This is a genomic window from Dyadobacter sp. HNCC25DJ187 (genome assembly GCF_056895255.1).
Genome location: NZ_JBXHAT010000001.1, coordinates 1905095 through 1924021 on the forward strand (window position 1 = coordinate 1905095; position 18927 = coordinate 1924021).

The following is an 18927-nucleotide window of genomic DNA, read 5'->3' on the forward strand; positions in this document are numbered from 1 at the left end:
GAAGAAAACTCAGAAGGCATTAACCTACCATCTTCGTGCTTTTTATGTTCATTAAAACAACTGCGAAGAGAATGAGCAAAACACCTGTCCATTGAAGCAAACTAACGGCTTCTCCCAGCAGGAAATGTGCCATTAAGATGGAAACTGGTATTTCGACCGATGCTATAATTGCACCCAGTCCCATGCCGATCAGCGGTACACCTCTTGTAAAAAGTAAGGGCGGCAGTATGGTACCAAAAAGAGAAAGAATCAGTCCCCAACGCAGAAATATCTGATAGTGAAATTCCTGGTTAATAGACGAATGAAAAATAATTGATATGGTGATAAGCCCGCCCAGAATGAGAAACAAGCTTCTTTTTAGCGAGGGAAAGTGCAACACAACGTTGTTGGATGCATACATGGATGCAGTGTAAGACAGCGCTGCCATCATTCCCCAGCCAAAACCAATCCAGTTGATCGTAACGGATTGCGTGAGCAAATTTGTTGCCAGTACTGTACCAGCCAGAATAATAAAAACAGCTCCTGTTTTACGCAAGCCTGGTAACTTCCTGTGAAGGACCATTTCCAGAATTACGCCCATCCAAACGGTTTGCATTAACAATACAATTCCAACACTCACCGGAATGTACTGCACTGCCATATAGTAAAAAATACTTGTGAGCCCCATCGAAGTTCCGGCAGCAATCAACTTTAAAATGCTCCTAAAGTCAGCTACTTTTTCCTGTGGAACAACCTCCTTTTTACGAAATAAAGTCAGAATGAAAAGCCCTGTAAAACCTAGCAGAAACTGTGATAAGGTCACCTCGGCGGTGGTGAATCCTTCATCATAAGCCATTTTGACAAAGGTTGCCAGCATGCCGTAGCTCGATGCACCAAGCGCAACTAAAATACTTCCTTTGATGATATTATTTTTCATTGTTGTGTTTTAAACCCTACTGATCAGCTTTGTATTTCTGACCGTATCATTCAATTTGAGCCGACCAATGGTGGAACGGCGGGTCAAAGGTATCTGTAATAAAGAAGGACGTTCTTTACATATGTTGAGAAAAAGAATTATTTAGCTCAGCCCTGATCCTGCTCAGTTGTGTGGGTGTGATGGCCAGATAGGAGGCAATGTGATGAAGCTTCAGCCGCGGAATCAAGTCCGGATATTTTTCCTTGAATACCAAATAGCGTTGTTTTGCCGTCTCCGATTTAAGTGCAATTTCGTCAAACTCCTTTTCAACAACCCACTTCTGTTCCAGATATTTAATGTAGAATGCAGCGATATCGTTATGTTTTTCAGTCAATTCTCTGAACTTTTCAAATGAGTAACTGATCACCTCGCAGTCTTCCAGAGCCTGAACAGAGAAAATACCTGGCGTTTGCAGAAGTAAAGCGCTCGTAGAGGATACCAGGTAATTTTCGGGGAAAAACTTTTTGATCACTTTGTCTCCCTTCTCATTGGTATAGTCGTAGGAGAATAATCCCTTTTTTACAAAAGTAATTTCCTTTGGAATGACACCGTTTCTGAGAAGATAGTCATCCTTTTTCACCTCAGATTCTTTCAATAGTGCAGACCAGGCTGTCTTTGACTCTTGAGATAGAATTTTGTACCCTTCTATAAAATTCCAAAATGCATCCATCACAACAAAGGTAGCATTTCGGGTACGAAGTCTTACAACTCACCCAACAATGCAGCATCCGTTAAACTCCGTCAAAGCAACATGAGCATGGCTGCAACACCACAGATTGCATGCCGATGTTGTCACCAGGCAATTCCAAAAGTCAGCTAAAAATATGGAAACACCTCGCTTTCAGACAAGCCAAAATGCAGTACTCCGGGAACTCAGATGCTTCCCGGGGCACTGCATTTCATTTTGACAAAACCTCGCTGATTGCCGTTTATGCATACAGGTCACCTCCTATCGCAATGGTGGTCAGCCAGAGAATCAGTCTTTCACAAACTTAATTCCGTGGCTATTACCATTACCGTCTTCTACAGAAAGAAGATAAGTACCTTTGTCCAGGTTGCTGATGTCAATGGTCAGACCATTATCCGTATTTTTGGCAAACTGGTCCATCAGCCTACTTTTAGCATCCATACCTACAATCTTCAAATGTAGATCACTGCCAAAATTCTTGGGAACTTTCAGGTTTAACTTTGTATTTGCAGGATTTGGAAACAATATAAGAGAGTCTTTATTTGTAAAGCTGACGGCCACAATCCGGGAGTTTTCAGACTTACCATCAAAATCGACTTGCTTAAGCCTGTAATAACTGATTGGATGGGCCTGTGGTGACGGATCGCTGAATGTGTATTGAACTGGCTTATCGGAATCCCCGCGACCTGCTACTTTACCAATTGCATGAAAGGCCACCGCATCTGCACTTTTTTCTACAACAAATTCTTTATTATTAGATTCAGAAGCCGTTTTCCAGCGTAAAACTGTAGCTAAATTGACCTGCTCCGCATCGAATGAAATCAATGTAACGGGCAATGCAGCATCTCTCAAATGGATGATCATAACATCCTTTGGGGGAATAGTGAGAGACAAAATCCCTTGTACCGTTGCAGCCATTGCCTTCGCCGACGGATCTGCTCTGCTAAAAAGCTCCTCAGATAAATAGTTCGTTTGTCCATTCAGTCCGGCCCTGGCAAGGTCTATTGAAAAAACTTTGGTTTCTGCTCCATAATTAAAAACAGCCAAGTAATGATCTCCACCGACTGTTTGGATAAAAAGTGCATTAGGATCCCAGCCCGTATTGCCTTCTACGGGCCGGAAAGCTTTTCCGTTTTTTGCCAACTCGAGCAAGCCAGCATTTTGTAAAAGCGTTTGCGATGTGGTTTTCCAGATTCCATCAGTTGAATAATCATCTCCTGTAATAATGGTTCCTGTTACAATGGAAGAAGCAAGCCTTGCACGGTTTTCACCGGCAGTTTGGGTTCCGAAAACAATGTGATCTGCATCAATGTATTGGTATATCTGGTTTTGCCACCAGCCATAATTAGTGCTATTGAGTGTATAAGCCGTTTCGCTGATATCCTTGTACGCGTCGCAGGCTATCCGCCGCATGTGCACGTAACGCCCTGTAGCAAGGCTGGGCGAAATTGCAGCATATACCAGCATGGATCCGTCCAGTTGATCTGTCAGATATTCCATACCCACTTTGTATGCTTCCATGCCTGTGTGAATATCGGATTGGTAAAATCCATCCGCTTCCAGTGAAGCATGTGCCAAGAAGTCTATCTTGATCATTTCAAAGCCACACGCCTTAAATTTCTCTATCAAATAAGCAATTCTTGCTTTTGTGGCCGGGTGTGTAGGATCCAGTGCATAAGCTCCGTCCAGATCAATCGGTGCACCGTTCACTTTGGTCCACACCTCCTCATAATTGTAGGAACTGCCTTCCATTTGCCGGTTCGCTTTGCCCCAATCCACAAACGGTGCCCAGTATATACCTGGTTTCAGACCTTTCGTTTTACAATAATCAGCAAAATCAGTAAGTTGACTAAAATCACCTGTTAAGCCGCCAGGAGTGAGGTTATCCCAGTAAGAATCGAGATCAATAAAAAGGGTATTATCTCCATTTCGGAATGTTGGAACCTGATCTGTAAAGTAATCCACTACCGCTTTTGCTTTCGGAAGGTTCAGATCCGCCTGGATAGCGCCCCAGCTGTTCCAACCAAAAGGAGTGCCGCCGGTCCAATCAAAAATATACCTTGGTTCTGCCAGTGCGTTTGCTTTTCCATATTCTTCAAAACCATTACGCCAGTCATTGTAATAGCCCACCAATATCCGAGGTGATTTGCAACTTTGCTTTCCTACACCAACCCAACCATGACCTCGCTTGTCTCGTGTCACATTTTCGCTCGTCCAGCCGGCTACGACGGAAATAAATGAAGTTCCGGTGCGCCCTTCGCCTGAGAGATTCACGCCTGTTTTCCATACTTCATGCTCTACGGAACCTATGATTAAGCCTTTACGGCTGGTATTATCGTAAATCGCTCCTGCTTCTGATGAAGTAAAATTCGCATAGCCAATTTCCTTCGCTTCATAACGAATCCATTTATCATTGTCGAAAGGAACAAAAAGTGCCCGCCTGTCTCCATTCGATTGAATATCAACCGCATTGGACGTGATCGGCGTCATTTTGTAAGAATTTGAATCGGAACCATTGAGTATCAATTCCGTATAAAAATGGTCTTTCCCTGAATAGGTATAAAAAACCTGCTGCATTTCCAGCTGACCGCCACCTCTGAGCGTGATTACGTGCCTGGTTCCCGCACCAAACTCATCGCTAATCGCGGCTGATGAATATACCCGACTGCTGTAACCAGATGTACTGTTGACAACAGAATTGGAATGTGCCGTTGCAAAAACCTCTCCGACCGTTTTTACATTGTTGAAATACACATCATAGGTGCCGTTGTTCAGATCGTAATTGATCTTGTTATTGGTACCAAATGCGATGGTTTGGATATTGGGCGCATTCAGTGGTATCAAGGTTATTTTATCAACATTCGGCCCGTAACCAAATGTATTATCGAGCTTGATTGCATTGCTTCCCGCGTTCAGTGTCACATTCACACCGATTGTCGCAACTGTCGACCAACCTCCGGAAGCTGGGCAGGTTACTGCGATCAAATCATCCGCATTGGGCGTCACGTTGATCGTTCGCTGATCGCTGGTGCAGTAGGAAAGCAGCAGCTTGTAAGTCCCCGCTGCAGCCACATTCACAGGAATCGTAACCGAACCACCGCCTAGGTTCCCAATCATTTTTTGTCCCGAACAGGATTCACAATCCTGAATATCCGCACCACCTGCAATGGCACCAGAGTCAGCTTCAAAACTTTGTGAAAAGGACTGAAATGAAACAAATGTGAGCAGACAAGCAACCAGCCGTAACTGGTTCAACTTCCTGATATTATCAAAATAACTAAACATAATCAATTCATTTTTCGCGGGTTGATGTAATTTCCTTTTTCTCTCCATTAATCTTCACCAGCACTTTTCGAGGATCTTTCGATGTAATCTTGTAGGTAGTTATTTTACCATCCTTCCATGCAAAATTCACCGTAAAATTGCCTCGTGCTTTCAGTCCTTTCACTTCGCCCGACGCTTTCCACGAATCCGGGATTGCGGGTAATACATCAATATAACCATCATGACTCTGGATCAGCATTTCGGCGATCCCGGCTGTGCCCCCAAAGTTGCCGTCGATCTGGAAAGGTGGGCCAGCCGAGAGCAGATTGGGATATACTCCTCCCCCTCCTCCATAATTGATGTTTGTTTGCAAGGTCGGCATAAGCAATTCCCTTAGTAGCTTGTCAGCCCTGTTACCGTCACCTAATCGGGCCCAAAATAGTAGCTTGTAAGCCTTTGACCAACCAGGACTGTCGTCGCCGCGTACTTCCAGCGTAGCAGCTGAGGCTGTTGCCAGTTCGGGTGTTTTTTCAGGAGTAATCAACCCAGCAGGATAAAGTCCGTACAGATGCGAAATGTGACGGTGTTTGGGATCTGTTTCCTTATACTCCTCCAACCACTCCATCAGTCTGCCGTCGCTTCCCACAACGCCGGGAGGCGGCAGTTCTTTCAGTTTGTTTTCAAGAAGTTTTTTAAAATCCGAATCCGTGCCCAGCACTTCGCATGCGGTGATCACATTGGTAAAAAGCTCACGGGTGATCTGGTTATCAATAGTGGGTCCCATACAAATTGACGCAGTTTTTCCGTTAGGCAGGTAAAATGAATTTTCAGGAGAAACAGATGGGGCGGTAACCAGCCATCCTGTTTTTGAATCCCTGATCAAAGCGCTGCTATAAAATTCAGCTGAACCTTTAAGTATAGGATAAATGTCCCTGAGATAATTTTTATCATTTGTGAATGCATAGTGCTCCCACAAATTATTGCAAATCCAGCCCGAACCTGCATTGCTTGCACCCCAGGAAGCTTCCTCTCCCGGAGCGGTATAACCCCATACATTCGTGATTACGTGTGCAACCCAACCATTGGCCTTATAGTAAGCCTTAGCCGTTTTTTCTCCATCTTTTACCATGCCTTTCACCAGATCGGCCAACGGCAAATTGAGTTCAGATAGATTGGCTACCTCAACCGGCCAGTGGTTCATCTGCACATTCACGTCCAAATGATAATCCCCATTCCACGGTGTTTGGATCTGGTTCGCCCACAGTCCCTGCAAGTTCGGTGGCAGTAATCCTACGCGTGTGCTGCTGATGCTCAGGTACCGACCAAACTGGAAGAATAAAACTGGCAGCTCATTATCTGATCCGGGATTTTTATGAAACGCAGCAAGCCGCTGATCGGTCGGCATTTGATCGCCTTTGGACCCGCCAAGATGCATCGTTGCACGGTTGTACAATTTCTGGTAGTTTGCTATATGCGTTTGTTTCTGAACAGTGTAAGATTTTTTCAATGCGACATCAATCAGCCTCTGCGTCTCCGATTCGAAGTTTTTGGTTTTAAAATCGGTACCTGCTGAAAAGTAAAGTATAATTTCATCTGCATCAGAAATCACAATTTGTTTTCCTGAAGTAACTATTTTCCCGCCTTTCACCTGCGGCTTGATCTTGGTCAGATACTTCATTCCTTTTCCATCGGCCCCATTGTTCAGCTGCCCCGACATTTCGAGCACATTGTTCTTTACAACGGTCTGAAAACGTTCGGGGCGGTCTAGTGAAAGGCGTAAATTGAGATGACCAGGTTTATCAGCAGAAATTTTGATGATACCCACATCATCACCAAAACTTGTAAAATACTCTCGCTTGTAGGTCACACCATTGACTGTATATACCAAACCGGAAACAGCATTATTGAGAGACAACTCACGCTTATAACGCTGAAACTGAACCTTTGAAGAGTCAATACCTTTGTACGAAAAATTCATGTGCAGATTTCCTAACACCTGATAACATCCAAAAGGAACATTGGCCCCATCTCCGTGTCCTGAGCCTTCCCCTTTTGCCACAAAATTCTGATTAACCAACTGCTGAGCCTCATCGTTTTTTCCATCCAAAAGCAATTTCCGGATCTCAGGCAGACTTTTGTGAGCCTCATAATTGTTCGCATCCTGTGGCGCTCCTGACCACAACGTGATATCATTGAGCGTAATATTTTCGCTCAACACCCCGCCGTCGTTCATCATCCCCAGCCGCCCATTCCCCACAGGAATCGTCTCTTCCCATTGAGCAGCCGGTTTATCGTACCAGATACGCAAGTTGGTTTGTTGCGAAAAGCAGCCAGTAATTGATAAAAGACTCAGGATGGTTGTTAATAGTAGGTTATTTCTCATGGATATAGGTTTGGTACTTCACCAGGATATCAATTCTGCTTCGCTTAGTTTGTCAGACCAAGCGAAGCCTATGCTTCTCCCTAACGATAATCTTCATTTTGCACCAGTACACCACCACTTTTGTCGATTTCGGGTTGGGGTATGGGCCATTTGTAAAACTTCTGTTCAAAATTATAGGGTACGAAACTATCTTTTACATTGTTTAGAACCTGCTCCGCTATGCGCCACCTTTTCAGATCATAATAACGCAAGCCTTCAAAGCCAAGCTCAATGCGTCGTTCGTGCCGGATTCTTTCACGCATTTGCGCTTTGGTTAACCCGGTTGGTAATGTGGGCATTTTGGAACGCAGCCGCACATCGTTGATCGCTTTGTAAACCGATGCATCTGGCCCTGCAAGTTCATTCTGCGCCTCTGCGTACATCAGTAAAACATCTGCCAACCGCAGTACTACTGCATTCTGCTGACTCAATGTTGAAAATCCAAATGGAATATTTTCAGGTGCAAGGAATTTCATAACACCATAACCCGACGGGCGGCTGTTAGACGGAATATGCACCCGGCCTCCGCCAAAATCAGGATGATCCACAAAAACTGTTTTAGCAAGACGTGAATCCCGGTTTTTGAAAGGTTCGTCTTTGTCTGTCAGCGGCGATACGCCGTAGGGAAGTCCATCAGTGCATTCAAAAGCATCAACGAAATTCTGTAACGGACTTGCTACCAGCCAGTCGCCATAATACATATCCCAAGGACGCGTGTTGTTAGGTGCCAGAAAGTTAATCGAATAAATGATCTCCGGGTTGTTTTTCTGCCCCGCGTCGCGGAACAGATCTTCGAAGTTAGGACTCAGAGTGTACTTTGGTATTACGGCGCTTGTGAGCTCTTTTACCTGCGTCAGCACCGCCGGATCGGGTGTTCCATCTTCTCCGTAAGCAGCAAAAATCAGTACACGGGCTTTCAAAGCCTGCGCGGAAGACACTGCTGCGTGACCACCGTTTTGTGGGTATGCATTCGATTTCAGATTGGCAATGGCAAAATCAAGATCTGCATTGATCTGCGCAAGTATTTCAGCAGCAGGCACTTTAGGTTGATTTTGTGTTTCCAGGGTAAGCGGTACTAAAACCAATGGAACATCCCCATACAAATGGTAGAGCTGGAAATAGTAAAATGCTCTCAAAAAACGAACTTCTGCCTCATAAAGCGTACGGTCCGCATTGGATATATCCGAATTTGTGTAGGCCTCAAGCTGTGCCAGGAAAATATTCACCCGCGCGATCGCCTTATAACTTTCTCCATAAACACCAGAAACATAACCGCCTGTGGATGGACTGATACTTCCCGATGTAATTTCCCGGGCACTTCCTGAATTGTGCTGCGCAAACCCATCATCCGCAAGACAATTCCAGACCGGCAATTCCACCGCCCAAGGATCGGCCTGCATAGAAGCATAATTGGCCGTCAATGCTTTGTCAAAATCCCCTTTCGTTTTCCAGAAAGTAGACGAAGAAATCTGGTCAAGCGGATTCAGATCGAGGTTATCGTTGCATGAACTGAAAGCCAGCGCCAGCAGCATGAACAGTTTTATTTTCTGACTTTTCATTATAGTTTAATATTTAGTCCGAATGAGTAAATCTTGTTTTGAGGATATTGTACAAACGCTCCGCTTCCGCCGCGCTCCGGATCCAGGCCTGGGTATTTTGTAGCCGTAATCAGGTTATCACCAGAAAAGAACAGGCGCAGGTTATCCATGCCGATCTTTTTTACCAATGTCTGAGGAAGGGAGTATCCCACTGTAAGGTTTTTCAGTCTCAGGTAAGAAGCATCCTGCAAAAAGTAGGAAGATGGCCTGCGAATGCGATCAGGTGCGCCCCAGCCCCAGTAAATTCGCGGCATGGTAGTCGACGGATTTTCCGGCGTCCAGCGGTTACGCCAGTCCGTTGTCGGCGGCGAGCCTTGTACAAAAGGGACTGTTCCCCAATTGTCTACAAAAAATTTAACATTATTAACACCTTGAAAAAGAGCAGAAAAATCAAAGCCTTTCCAGTTAGCCGAAAGGTTGAATGCATAGTTTAATCCAGGATAATTTCCTGTCATCACCACACGGTCTTCATCGTTGATCACTCCGTCGCCATTTACATCCCTGAAACGGATATCTCCCGGCACCGTCGCGTCATTATACTGCTTTGGCGCAGCCGCAATCTCATCTTGTGACTGGAAAATACCTGTCATTTCGAGCATGTAGTAAGTTTCGTACTCCCTGCCCTCTTCCCGGATCCGGTAACCGTCAATTTCACGCTGTCCGAATTTGACCAGCTTGTTTTTATAATGTTCCAGATTGGCACCTATTGTGTAGTTCAATCCTGAAAATACACCACTCGAAACCTGGTGATTGTACGTAACGCCTAGCTCCACACCCGTATTCTGCATGGTTCCATTGTTGATCGTTGGTGCGCCAAGGCCTACTACTCCTGTCACCTGCGAGCTTCTCAAAATATCGGTTGTTGTTTTACGATACAAGTCTGCGGTCAGATTCAGGCCACTGAAGACGGTGAGATCCATGCCTATGTCAGCAATGGTTGTAGTTTCCCAGCGGATATTGGCATTGGAAAGCTGCGTTTGCGCTACACCGGAAGACAGGTTGGAATCGTCAAACGAGTAATTGCCTGTAAAACTCAGGATAGCCTGATAAGGATAATTTCCAATATTCTGGTTTCCCAGCTGCCCCCAGGATCCACGAAACTTCAGGCTATTGAGCCATTTAAAATCCAGATTTTTGATAAAATCCTCTTCCGTAACCCGCCAGCCCGCAGAGAAGGAAGGGAACACTCCCCATCGGGAATCCGCATTCAACCTGGAAGTTCCGTCGTAACGCATGTTGGCTTCCAGCAGGTAACGTTCCTTAAAATTGTAGTTCAGTCTTCCAAAGAATGAACGTATTGCCCACTCATTCTTAGAACCATTTGCATACTGTATCGATGGGCTTCCTGCATTGATCTCGCGCAGCACATCGGTCGGAAAGTTTCTCCGGATCGCTTCCAGGTATTGATATGTACTTTTTTCGGTACTGTACCCTACCTGCAGTTTGAATGCATGGTTTTGGGCAAAAACGCGCTCATAATCCAGATAGGAGAATAAATTGGTATAAACATTCTGCTCATCTTTCACTTCCAGTCCGCCGCCAAGATCCAGGGTAGCCATGAAATCATTCGTACGAAAATTGTAAAGCTGCAGCGGAGGCTTGAAAGATTTGGTCTTGTAAAAATCCGCATTAACTGCCCCTTTCGCATACCAGGTCAATCCTTTCAACAGATTTACTTCAAACCACCCCTGCGTATTGGCCGAATAATCCAGCTTGTCACGGTTGATATTTCCTTCCAAAAGCGCGATCGGATTTTTATTATTGTATTCAAGATCATACGCTTTGTAGGTAAACCTGCCGCTGCCGTCGGCGAGCTTTGGCCCGTAAGTAGGTGCCTGTGACATAGCCGACAGGAACATATCCTCCGAGCCAAAAACAGGCGATGTCGTATTACCCGACTTCAATGCAAGATTTGCGCCGAATTTAATCTTCTTGGTTATCTGAGAAGCTATGTTCAACCGCGCATTGTATTTTTCAAAATCAAATCCTTTCATCACACCTTTCTGGTTCACGTATCCGACGGAAGCATTGAAATGCGTTCCGCCACGTCCGCCGCTGAAAGTCAGGTCGTGCTGGTGCGTGGGGGCTGTTTGAAAAATCAGACTCAGCCAGTCGGTATTCGGGTACAGGTTGTGATCGGTTGCATTGCGGTATTCGTCGATCTGCTGCTGTGAATACAAGCCGGAAGTAAGCCCGGAATTGAGGCGTGCTTCATTATACAACTCCATATATTCCGCCGAATTCGTGATCAGGTCAAAAAGCTTCGTAGGCTTGTTAATCGCATAATTCCCGCTGTATTGCACACTCAGCTTTCCTTCACTCCCTTTTTTCGTCGTTACCAGAATCACCCCGTTGGCTGCCCTTGCTCCATAAATGGATGCGGAAGCGGCGTCCTTCAATACCGATACACTTTCAATATTATTCGGATTCAGGTCGGCCATATTGCCCTGTACGCCATCGATCAATACAAGTGGATCCGAACCTGCGCCACTGAAAGTACCTGTACCCCGTATCCGCACAGATACCCCTTCATTACCCGGCTCGCCCGTTCCCTGCCGCACCTGAACACCAGGCATTGTTCCCTGCAGCATCGCTGTTGGGTTCGTAACCGGTCTTCTGATCATTTCTTCTCCGCTTACAGTAGCTACTGCGCCGGTCAGGTTTACCTTTTTCTGCGTTCCATAACCTACCACTACCACTTCACTGAGCTGTTTCAGATCTTCTTTCAGAACAACATCGATAACACTGCGGCCCCCTATAGTTTGCTCGGAAGCATCGTAACCAATATAGGAGAACACAAGCACTGCGTTTTCGTCGGCCACATTTAGCATGTATTTACCATTCATATCGGTCACTGTGCCGAAGGTCGTGCCTTTAACGGTGATTGAAACACCCGGCAGACCTATGTTATCAGGGGCCGATGTGACGGTTCCGCTGATATCTATTGCGCGGGCGTAAACTTTGGTTCCCGACACACATAGTATGTTCAGGCAGGAAAGTAAGAGCACTGGCAGCAAAAGCTGTTGCTTCCATCGAAATTGAGTAAAATATACTTCTTTCATATAATCGGGTTTGAATGGTTAGGTTGAAGACTATTCGCCACAGGTAACACTATTTTTATTTCCATATCTTTTCATTAATTTATACTATTTGATGAGGTAAAATTAGACATGCTAAAATCACATTGAAATGGACTAACCTGATAAAATAATGGACAATACGATTATTGAAAAGAATAAATTTGTGAAATACAGAGCATCAAAAATGCAGCAAACCGCCTTCTACCGGTTCTTGCACAAAACAATTATCAAAATTCAACGATTTGGACTATCTGAAAAACCAGAATAAAAAGACCATAATACCCGCAAGCAGCGCCGAGAGCGTTTTGTAGTTCCCAATACCCCGCCAGCCGGGTGCCTGAAGCGATTCCAAAGGTGATTTCCAGTACAGTTGCATGCTTTCAGCCGTGTGACGGACAGGGAAAATAAAAGAGCATATGACCTGAACAGCCACGCAAAAGCAGAATAAATAAAAGGCCATCATCATAAATGGGATTTGCCCGATAAGACTTTCAGGGAAAAGCTTATTAACTGCAAACACGATTACTCCTACTGCCGAGCCAATCCAGAGCGTATACTTTGCAGATTCTGCCGAAGCTTTTTTCCAGAAAATTCCCAATAGAAAAACGGCGGTTATCGGAGGCGCAATGTGCGCGATAATATCATTGAGACCATTAAAAATGCTCTCATAACTGTTCAAAAGCGGCAAAGTAGCCAGTGAAACGATCAGCGCAATGCCCGCAGCAATTTTTCCAACCAGAATCAGCTCGCGGTCAGAGATGTCGGGCTTGCGGCGCTGATAAATATCGTAGCTTACCAACGTCGAAATGGAGTTGAGTGCACCTGAGATCTGGCTCATCAGTCCGGATAACAATGCAGCTACCAATACCCCAACCAATCCTTTCGGCAAAAGCTGCGTGATCATTAATGTGTAAATTCCTTTGCTATTGACAACCTGTCTGCCGTTTTCAACAGACTGTAGTGCCGAAATATCCAACCCGCCAGTTTGGGAAAGAGCATAAGCGAAAAGGCCTGGAAGTACGAAAATGAATACTGGAAGAATCTTGATAAATCCGCAGAACAGTGGACCAAGCCGCGCATGATTTTCGTCTTTGGCACCCAAAACCCGCTGCACAATCGTCTGATCCGCACACCAGTACCAGATTCCAAGAATAGGATATCCGAGAAAAACCGCATACCAGGGCATCCCGCTACTATCCCCGTGCGGGCGCATCATCGACAGTTTTTCCAGCTGGCTACTCGCCTGCAAAACGCCCACCATCGGCTCCCAGCCACCCATTTTGTTATAAGCTGCGACGCTGATTACTACCGCACCGAACAGCAATACCACCGTTTGAATGGACTCTGTAACAACCACTGCGGTCAGTCCGCCGACGATCGTGTAAATAGCAGTAATCACCGAAATGGCGATGATGCTGGTGTACATATCTACGCCAAACAATGTCTGAAGGACAATACCACCAGCCAAAAGCGAAAATGAAATATGCACAATCACCGCCGATACCACCGATATGACAGCCAGCCAGTCCCGGCTGGCACGGTCGTATCTTCTTTCAAGGAAATCGGGCAGAGTTGAAACACCCGAGCGGATATAGAACGGTGCAAAGAAAAGCGCAAGCAGAATCAGGATGAAAGCGGCCATCCATTCAAAATTTCCGCTCAATAAGCCCGTATCGAAACCGCTTTGTGCCAGACTTACGAGATGTACACAGGATATATTGGTCGCAAACAAAGCCAGCCCAATCGTAGGCCAACGAAGTGTTTTACCAGCCAGAAAATAAGCTCCGGCTTCATTGGCGCTATTTTTTGATTTGTTTTTATGCTTTAACCCAGCCCACATACCGATCATAAAAATCGCCGTGATGTATAACGCGCTGATTGTAATATCGAGAGTATGGATCATGTTTGCTGAAAATTGTTTTAAATAGTAATACCGATCAGCTCGCAGCTGCTGCCTGCCTCCTGCGGGGTTTCATAAACGCCGTTTTTAACGTTTGCCGGATGCACAAAATGTTTTTGAAGATGAGGAATATGCTCCAAAAATAACGCTTCATGCCCCATTGCAATGTGATTAAACAAAACCAAATGCTGGTGCAACTGGCCCATATCTCCCACGTGCGGCACCACCGGGATACCGAATTTCTTGCATAACAAACTGACGGTCAAAAACTCGCTGACCCCACCTACACGGACTGCGTCCACTTGTACAAATGCTGCAGCTTCTGCCTGAAGATAATTTTTGAAGATTACTTTATTAGGAACATGCTCGCCCAATGCAAGCTTAACCGGCGCAATTTCCCTGGCCAGCGTCCGGTGCGCCAATACATCATCAGGATGCGTAGGCTCCTCGATCCAGTAGGGATTCACATCTGTCAGTTTTTTACAAATTGAAATAGCATCTGGCAAATTCCATTGCTGATTTGCGTCCAGCATTACTTTTACATCCGCCCCGGCCACTTCGCGCACAATGTGCGCACGCCGGATATCCCGCTCGGGATCAGCCGAACCGACTTTCAGTTTCATAGCCGTAAACCCTGCTGCTATTGCCTTTTTGCAATTCTCCCGCACTTTTTCGTCGGAATAATTAAACCAGCCTACTGATGTATCGTATCCCGGATACCCGGTTTTCAGAATGCCTCCCCGAGTTGCTTTACCGGCTTGCTGTTCAGTTAACAGAACTATAGCCTGTTCTTTCGTCAGCGCATCTTCGAGGTAGGAAAAGTCGAGCGTATTTACAACTGCTTCCGGGGAAAGGTCGGCCAGTAATTTCCAGAGCGGCAAGCCCTTTTTCTTCGCCCACAGATCATAACACGCATTGGTAACGGAAGCCAAAGCCAGATGTACCACACCTTTATGAGGCCCCAGCCAGCGAAATTGCTGGTCGTCAGACAACTGTTTGAAAAGTGTCCCAAAATCAGCCATTGTTTCCTCAATATCCTCACCCACAAGCTTTTGCGCATAGTATTCCGCTGCTTTACAAACGAGATCATTTCCTTCTCCCAATGTAAAAGCGAAACCTGTTCCGGTAATCCCGCTATCGTCGGCCAGCTGCGTTACGGCATAGGAATAAACCGGATCTCGGTGAATTGCATCGCTACCTGCGTTTCCGTCCAGCTTGTAGCGGGCATCTTTTACGGCAATTTTATAAATCATAAACCTGTTTCTGTTTGCTGTACATTTTTTTGTAACCCAGTTCCGCGCCGCCGCTCACCGGCAAAATGCAACCTGTGACAAACCGTGCCATATCTGAAATAAGGAACAGACAGGCATCAGCGATCACATCGCCTTCCGGGCAGTAACCCAGCGCATGGATGTTGGCAAGGTATTCCGCGGCAGATTCCGGATCAGGCTGCTGCTGGCTCCAGCTTCGTAAAAGTGGGGTAATGACGCCTGCCGGAGCAACTGCGTTCACCCGGATCCCGAACGGTGCATAATCCAACGCCATGGATTTCGTAAGGGAATTTACAGCCCCTTTTGTAGCCGTATATGCTGCGTGAATTTCCTGGCCAATTTCTCCTACCAGGCTACCGGTATTAAGGATATTACCCCCGGATTTTTTCAGCGCGTCGATCCCATGCAGCGTGGTGTAATATATCCCGCTCACATTGACGGCAAAAAGCATTTCCCATTCAAGCTGGGTTGTATCGTGAAGCGCTTTCGAGGGACTTGAAATACCCGCGTTGTTGTGAATGACATCGATCTTACCGAAGACATCCAGGCATTGCTCAATTGCATTTTTTACCTGATCGGAATTGGCTACGTCGGCCAAAACGAACTCCACGATACCACTTCCCAACCGTGATTTTGCATAGGATATACTGCCCGGATCATTGCTGATGATGCATAGGCTAGCACCCGCCTGCTGGTACACTTTGGCGCACTCAAAACCGATCCCTTCGGTGCCCCCAGTTAAAAAAACGACTTTGTCAGCTAATAGCAACATGTGATATAGGATTGTAGAATCATCTGTGGAAGAAATAAATGGAAGCCTGCAACGACAATCAAAAGTAGAACAGCATTGAGCAGATACATATAGAGCATTCATTTATTTTGATGGACAATTCCACGATTTACTATTTTCTCAAATTCTATTTTTATATCATTAAACTAACATTGATTTTACTTTTTAATTTAAAAATACCTATTATCGCAAGGTCATTAAATAGATAATGGAAAATACAACGATTTAAGCTTCATAAGATGAGCAGCAGTTTCAGAAGGAGAGATGGATTTGACGGAGAAAAACTAATCAGTCTGCCGCCTGGTATTTTGCGGGACATCGTACATAAAAACCCTGCACTCTTCCAGCTGTATATTACCCATATAGGTTATTTCCCAAAAGCGCTGTTTCACTACCGCGAGCGCCGCAAGGGATGCGAGGATAATATTCTAATTTATTGCGTTCAGGGAAAAGGACATTATGTGATTGCCGATAGGAAATTTGAAGTGTGTGCTAACCAGTATATTCTCCTCCCGGCAACCGATCAGTACATTCGTTACTGGGCCGACCATGAAGACCCATGGACCATTTATTGGGTACATTTTACAGGCCCGGTCGTTCATAGTTTCAATCAGTCGTTACAGATCTTACCCGAGAGGGGACCCACTCAGCTGGCTTTTCATGAAAAGGTGCTTGATATGTGGCATAAGATCTACCAGACTCTCGAAATGGGCTACAGCCTGGAAAACCTCGCCAATGCCAACATGTGTATCTATTACTTCGTGGCCATGCTGATTTATCCCGAAAAACATTTCGGCGAAGACGCTATCGGCAAGCCCGATCTGGTATCGGATACAATCAGAAATATGCGACAAAATCTGGACAAGAAACTATCCGTAGAAGATATGGCAAAACAACACCAGCTGTCGTGCTCGCATTTTTCTATGCTTTTCAGAAAAGGCACCGGGATGGCCCCTATGGACTATTTTATTCACTTAAAAATACAGAAAGCGTGTCAATTGATCTATACCAACGATTCCAAGATTAAAGAGATCGCCATGAGCCTTGGCTATGATGATCCTTTTTACTTTTCAAGAGTTTTTAAGAAGAACATGGGCCAGTCGCCTGAACAGTACAAATCTACTGCGAAAAAAGTCGGATGATATCATACTGCAATACAACCAGACTTACTTCGCATATATTTCTTCGTGACAATTTCTTTCCGCACTTAACTAAAATACAGATTTACAATTAATTAACTGTACCTTCACATTCTGGACGGCTACACTGCTGCACTGTAACTACAATAGTCGTCATTGCAAGAAATATTTAATGAACTCATCGATACTTTCATCGATAATCAAGTAGGCATTGCTGAAAATTTTTTAAGTGAATCTTTGGCCGTACGGTTAAAGGCGAATCTCACAGCGCTTTACAACGGCAATCAGATGCAATCTGCAGGAATAGGAAACGACACCGTAGTTGCTCACAACACGCTTGTAAGAAGTGATAGGATTTACTGGCTCGACCGAAGCCACAATAATCTGTCTGAAAATGATTTTTTTGAATTGATGGACGCATTCGTCGTCTATCTGAACAGCACATGCTACACCGGTATTACCGGATATGAATTTCACTACACCTTATACGAAACAGGCAGTTTTTACAAAAAACACCTGGATCAATTCCGCAACGATGGAAGCCGGCAATACTCCATGATCATGTACCTGAACTCGGACTGGCAGGAAAACGATGGTGGTGAATTGTGTATTCACCATGGTGACATCCGCCAGAACATTTCACCTACGAATGGTAAAAGTGTATTTTTCAAAAGCAGCGACCTGGAACATGAAGTGCTTGTAACCAATAAACCCAGAATGAGTATCACCGGTTGGTTGAAAATTGGCTGATAAGATAAGCTGTTGAAATAACAACATATGGTACGGTCTTTTACGCTGTTAATGTATATTCGTAAACTTTATACATTAACACTTAATCTGGAAAATATGGGTAAGATCACAGTAAAAGACGGTACGGAAATATACTACAAAGACTGGGGAACAGGCCAGCCCATTGTTTTTCATCACGGATGGCCGCTGTCAAGTGACGATTGGGACGCACAGATGATGTTTTTTCTAGACAAAGGATACAGGGTTATTGCACATGACCGCAGAGGACACGGGCGCTCCACCCAAACCGCTGTTGGAAACGACATGGATACGTATGCAGCTGATGTCGCCGAGCTTACTGAAGCGCTTGACCTGAAAGATGCCATTCACGTTGGACATTCGACTGGTGGTGGTGAAGTGATCCGTTATGCTGCTAAGTATGGCAAAGGCCGCATATCTAAAGCCGTATTGGTAAGTGCTGTAACTCCGTTGATGGTCCAAACAGAAAATAATCCCGACGGTATTCCAATGTCTGTATTCGATGAAATCCGGGAAGGCACAGCCACCGACAGACCTCAGTATTTTAAAGATTTTAATGAGGCATTTTATGGCTATAATCGGCAAGGTGCAAAAGTATCCCAAGGAATAAGAGACAATTGGTGGCGCCAGGGGATGTCGGGTGGTATCAAAGCACACTATGATTGTATCAAGGCATTTTCTGAGACGGATTTTACAGAGGATCTAAAAAGTGTGGATATTCCGGTTCTGATTTTGCATGGTGAGGATGACCAGATCGTCCCCCACGAGCTCACAGCCATCAAAGCATCCAAACTTCTCAAAAACGGAAAGTTAATCACATATCCTGGTTTTCCTCACGGAATGCCTACTACGGAAGCTGCGACGATCAATAAAGATCTTTTGGAGTTCTTTCAGTCATAATTAGAAAAGCAGCTCAAAAAGCATTCGATCTATAGGCTTTCAATAGGCTTCAGACCGGGAATTCTGATACCTATATACGACGATGTTATATGCAACAGGGGTGTCAGAAAATTTTCTGACACCCCTGTTTGGAATCTGCTTTCAATAAAAAC

At 45.1% G+C, this 18927-nt stretch carries 12 protein-coding genes; 3 read left to right on the plus strand and 9 right to left on the minus strand.

The features are described from left to right. Positions 1-19: 19 nt before the first annotated feature. The 9 genes from AC1XUE_RS07925 to AC1XUE_RS07965 all read right to left on the minus strand — a co-directional run bounded on the left by AC1XUE_RS07925 (position 20) and on the right by AC1XUE_RS07965 (position 15950). Positions 20-916, minus strand: a complete 897-nt coding sequence (locus AC1XUE_RS07925; protein ID WP_483355398.1) for an EamA family transporter — start codon at positions 914-916, stop codon at positions 20-22. Between the two features lie 115 nt (positions 917-1031). After that, positions 1032-1625, minus strand: coding sequence for a Crp/Fnr family transcriptional regulator (locus AC1XUE_RS07930; RefSeq protein ID WP_483355399.1), 594 nt, complete (start codon positions 1623-1625; stop codon positions 1032-1034). Positions 1626-1931: 306 nt separating this feature from the next. Beyond that, the gene (locus AC1XUE_RS07935) at positions 1932-4928 is read right to left on the minus strand and encodes a T9SS type A sorting domain-containing protein (protein ID WP_483355400.1); all 2997 of its coding nucleotides are present in this window, start codon (positions 4926-4928) and stop codon (positions 1932-1934) included. A 7-nt stretch (positions 4929-4935) separates the two neighbouring features. After that, positions 4936-7290: a glycoside hydrolase family 95 protein gene (locus AC1XUE_RS07940; protein ID WP_483355401.1), complete on the minus strand. Its 2355-nt coding sequence runs from the start codon at positions 7288-7290 to the stop codon at positions 4936-4938. Between the two features lie 80 nt (positions 7291-7370). Then, on the minus strand, positions 7371-8888 hold the full coding sequence (locus AC1XUE_RS07945; RefSeq protein ID WP_483355402.1) for a RagB/SusD family nutrient uptake outer membrane protein: 1518 nt from the start codon (positions 8886-8888) through the stop codon (positions 7371-7373). Next, the gene (locus AC1XUE_RS07950; RefSeq protein ID WP_483355403.1) at positions 8888-11989 is read right to left on the minus strand and encodes a SusC/RagA family TonB-linked outer membrane protein; all 3102 of its coding nucleotides are present in this window, start codon (positions 11987-11989) and stop codon (positions 8888-8890) included. Before AC1XUE_RS07950 ends, AC1XUE_RS07945 begins: the two co-directional genes overlap by 1 nt. Positions 11990-12254: 265 nt before the next feature. Continuing rightward, positions 12255-13910: a sodium:solute symporter gene (locus AC1XUE_RS07955; protein WP_483355404.1), complete on the minus strand. Its 1656-nt coding sequence runs from the start codon at positions 13908-13910 to the stop codon at positions 12255-12257. A gap of 17 nt (positions 13911-13927) precedes the next feature. After that, positions 13928-15160 carry an enolase C-terminal domain-like protein gene (locus AC1XUE_RS07960; protein ID WP_483355405.1) on the minus strand — a complete coding sequence of 411 codons (1233 nt, stop codon included), beginning with the start codon at positions 15158-15160 and terminating at the stop codon, positions 13928-13930. After that, the gene (locus AC1XUE_RS07965; RefSeq protein WP_115828946.1) at positions 15150-15950 is read right to left on the minus strand and encodes an SDR family NAD(P)-dependent oxidoreductase; all 801 of its coding nucleotides are present in this window, start codon (positions 15948-15950) and stop codon (positions 15150-15152) included. The genes AC1XUE_RS07960 and AC1XUE_RS07965 overlap by 11 nt, the downstream gene beginning before the upstream one ends. A 257-nt stretch (positions 15951-16207) precedes the next feature. Here AC1XUE_RS07965 and AC1XUE_RS07970 point away from each other — a divergent pair, with 257 nt between their 5' ends. The 3 genes from AC1XUE_RS07970 (at position 16208) to AC1XUE_RS07980 (ending at position 18775) form a co-directional block, all read left to right on the plus strand. Next, positions 16208-17110, plus strand: coding sequence for an AraC family transcriptional regulator (locus AC1XUE_RS07970; RefSeq protein WP_115828947.1), 903 nt, complete (start codon positions 16208-16210; stop codon positions 17108-17110). Between the two features lie 153 nt (positions 17111-17263). Then, positions 17264-17857, plus strand: coding sequence for a 2OG-Fe(II) oxygenase (locus tag AC1XUE_RS07975; RefSeq protein WP_483355406.1), 594 nt, complete (start codon positions 17264-17266; stop codon positions 17855-17857). Positions 17858-17953: 96 nt separating this feature from the next. Continuing rightward, positions 17954-18775: an alpha/beta fold hydrolase gene (locus AC1XUE_RS07980; RefSeq protein WP_483355407.1), complete on the plus strand. Its 822-nt coding sequence runs from the start codon at positions 17954-17956 to the stop codon at positions 18773-18775. Positions 18776-18927 lie beyond the last annotated feature (152 nt).

Bases quoted from the DNA above. Each gene is read 5' to 3' on its own strand.
- AC1XUE_RS07925 (WP_483355398.1), bottom strand. From the start codon at position 916: ATGAAAAATAATATCATCAAAGGAAGTATTTTAGTTGCGCTTGGTGCA.
- AC1XUE_RS07930 (WP_483355399.1), bottom strand. From the start codon at position 1,625: ATGGATGCATTTTGGAATTTTATAGAAGGGTACAAAATTCTATCTCAA.
- AC1XUE_RS07935 (WP_483355400.1), bottom strand. From the start codon at position 4,928: ATGTTTAGTTATTTTGATAATATCAGGAAGTTGAACCAGTTACGGCTG.
- AC1XUE_RS07940 (WP_483355401.1), bottom strand. From the start codon at position 7,290: ATGAGAAATAACCTACTATTAACAACCATCCTGAGTCTTTTATCAATT.
- AC1XUE_RS07945 (WP_483355402.1), bottom strand. From the start codon at position 8,888: ATGAAAAGTCAGAAAATAAAACTGTTCATGCTGCTGGCGCTGGCTTTC.
- AC1XUE_RS07950 (WP_483355403.1), bottom strand. From the start codon at position 11,989: ATGAAAGAAGTATATTTTACTCAATTTCGATGGAAGCAACAGCTTTTG.
- AC1XUE_RS07955 (WP_483355404.1), bottom strand. From the start codon at position 13,910: ATGATCCATACTCTCGATATTACAATCAGCGCGTTATACATCACGGCG.
- AC1XUE_RS07960 (WP_483355405.1), bottom strand. From the start codon at position 15,160: ATGATTTATAAAATTGCCGTAAAAGATGCCCGCTACAAGCTGGACGGA.
- AC1XUE_RS07965 (WP_115828946.1), bottom strand. From the start codon at position 15,950: ATGTTGCTATTAGCTGACAAAGTCGTTTTTTTAACTGGGGGCACCGAA.
- AC1XUE_RS07970 (WP_115828947.1), top strand. From the start codon at position 16,208: ATGAGCAGCAGTTTCAGAAGGAGAGATGGATTTGACGGAGAAAAACTA.
- AC1XUE_RS07980 (WP_483355407.1), top strand. From the start codon at position 17,954: ATGGGTAAGATCACAGTAAAAGACGGTACGGAAATATACTACAAAGAC.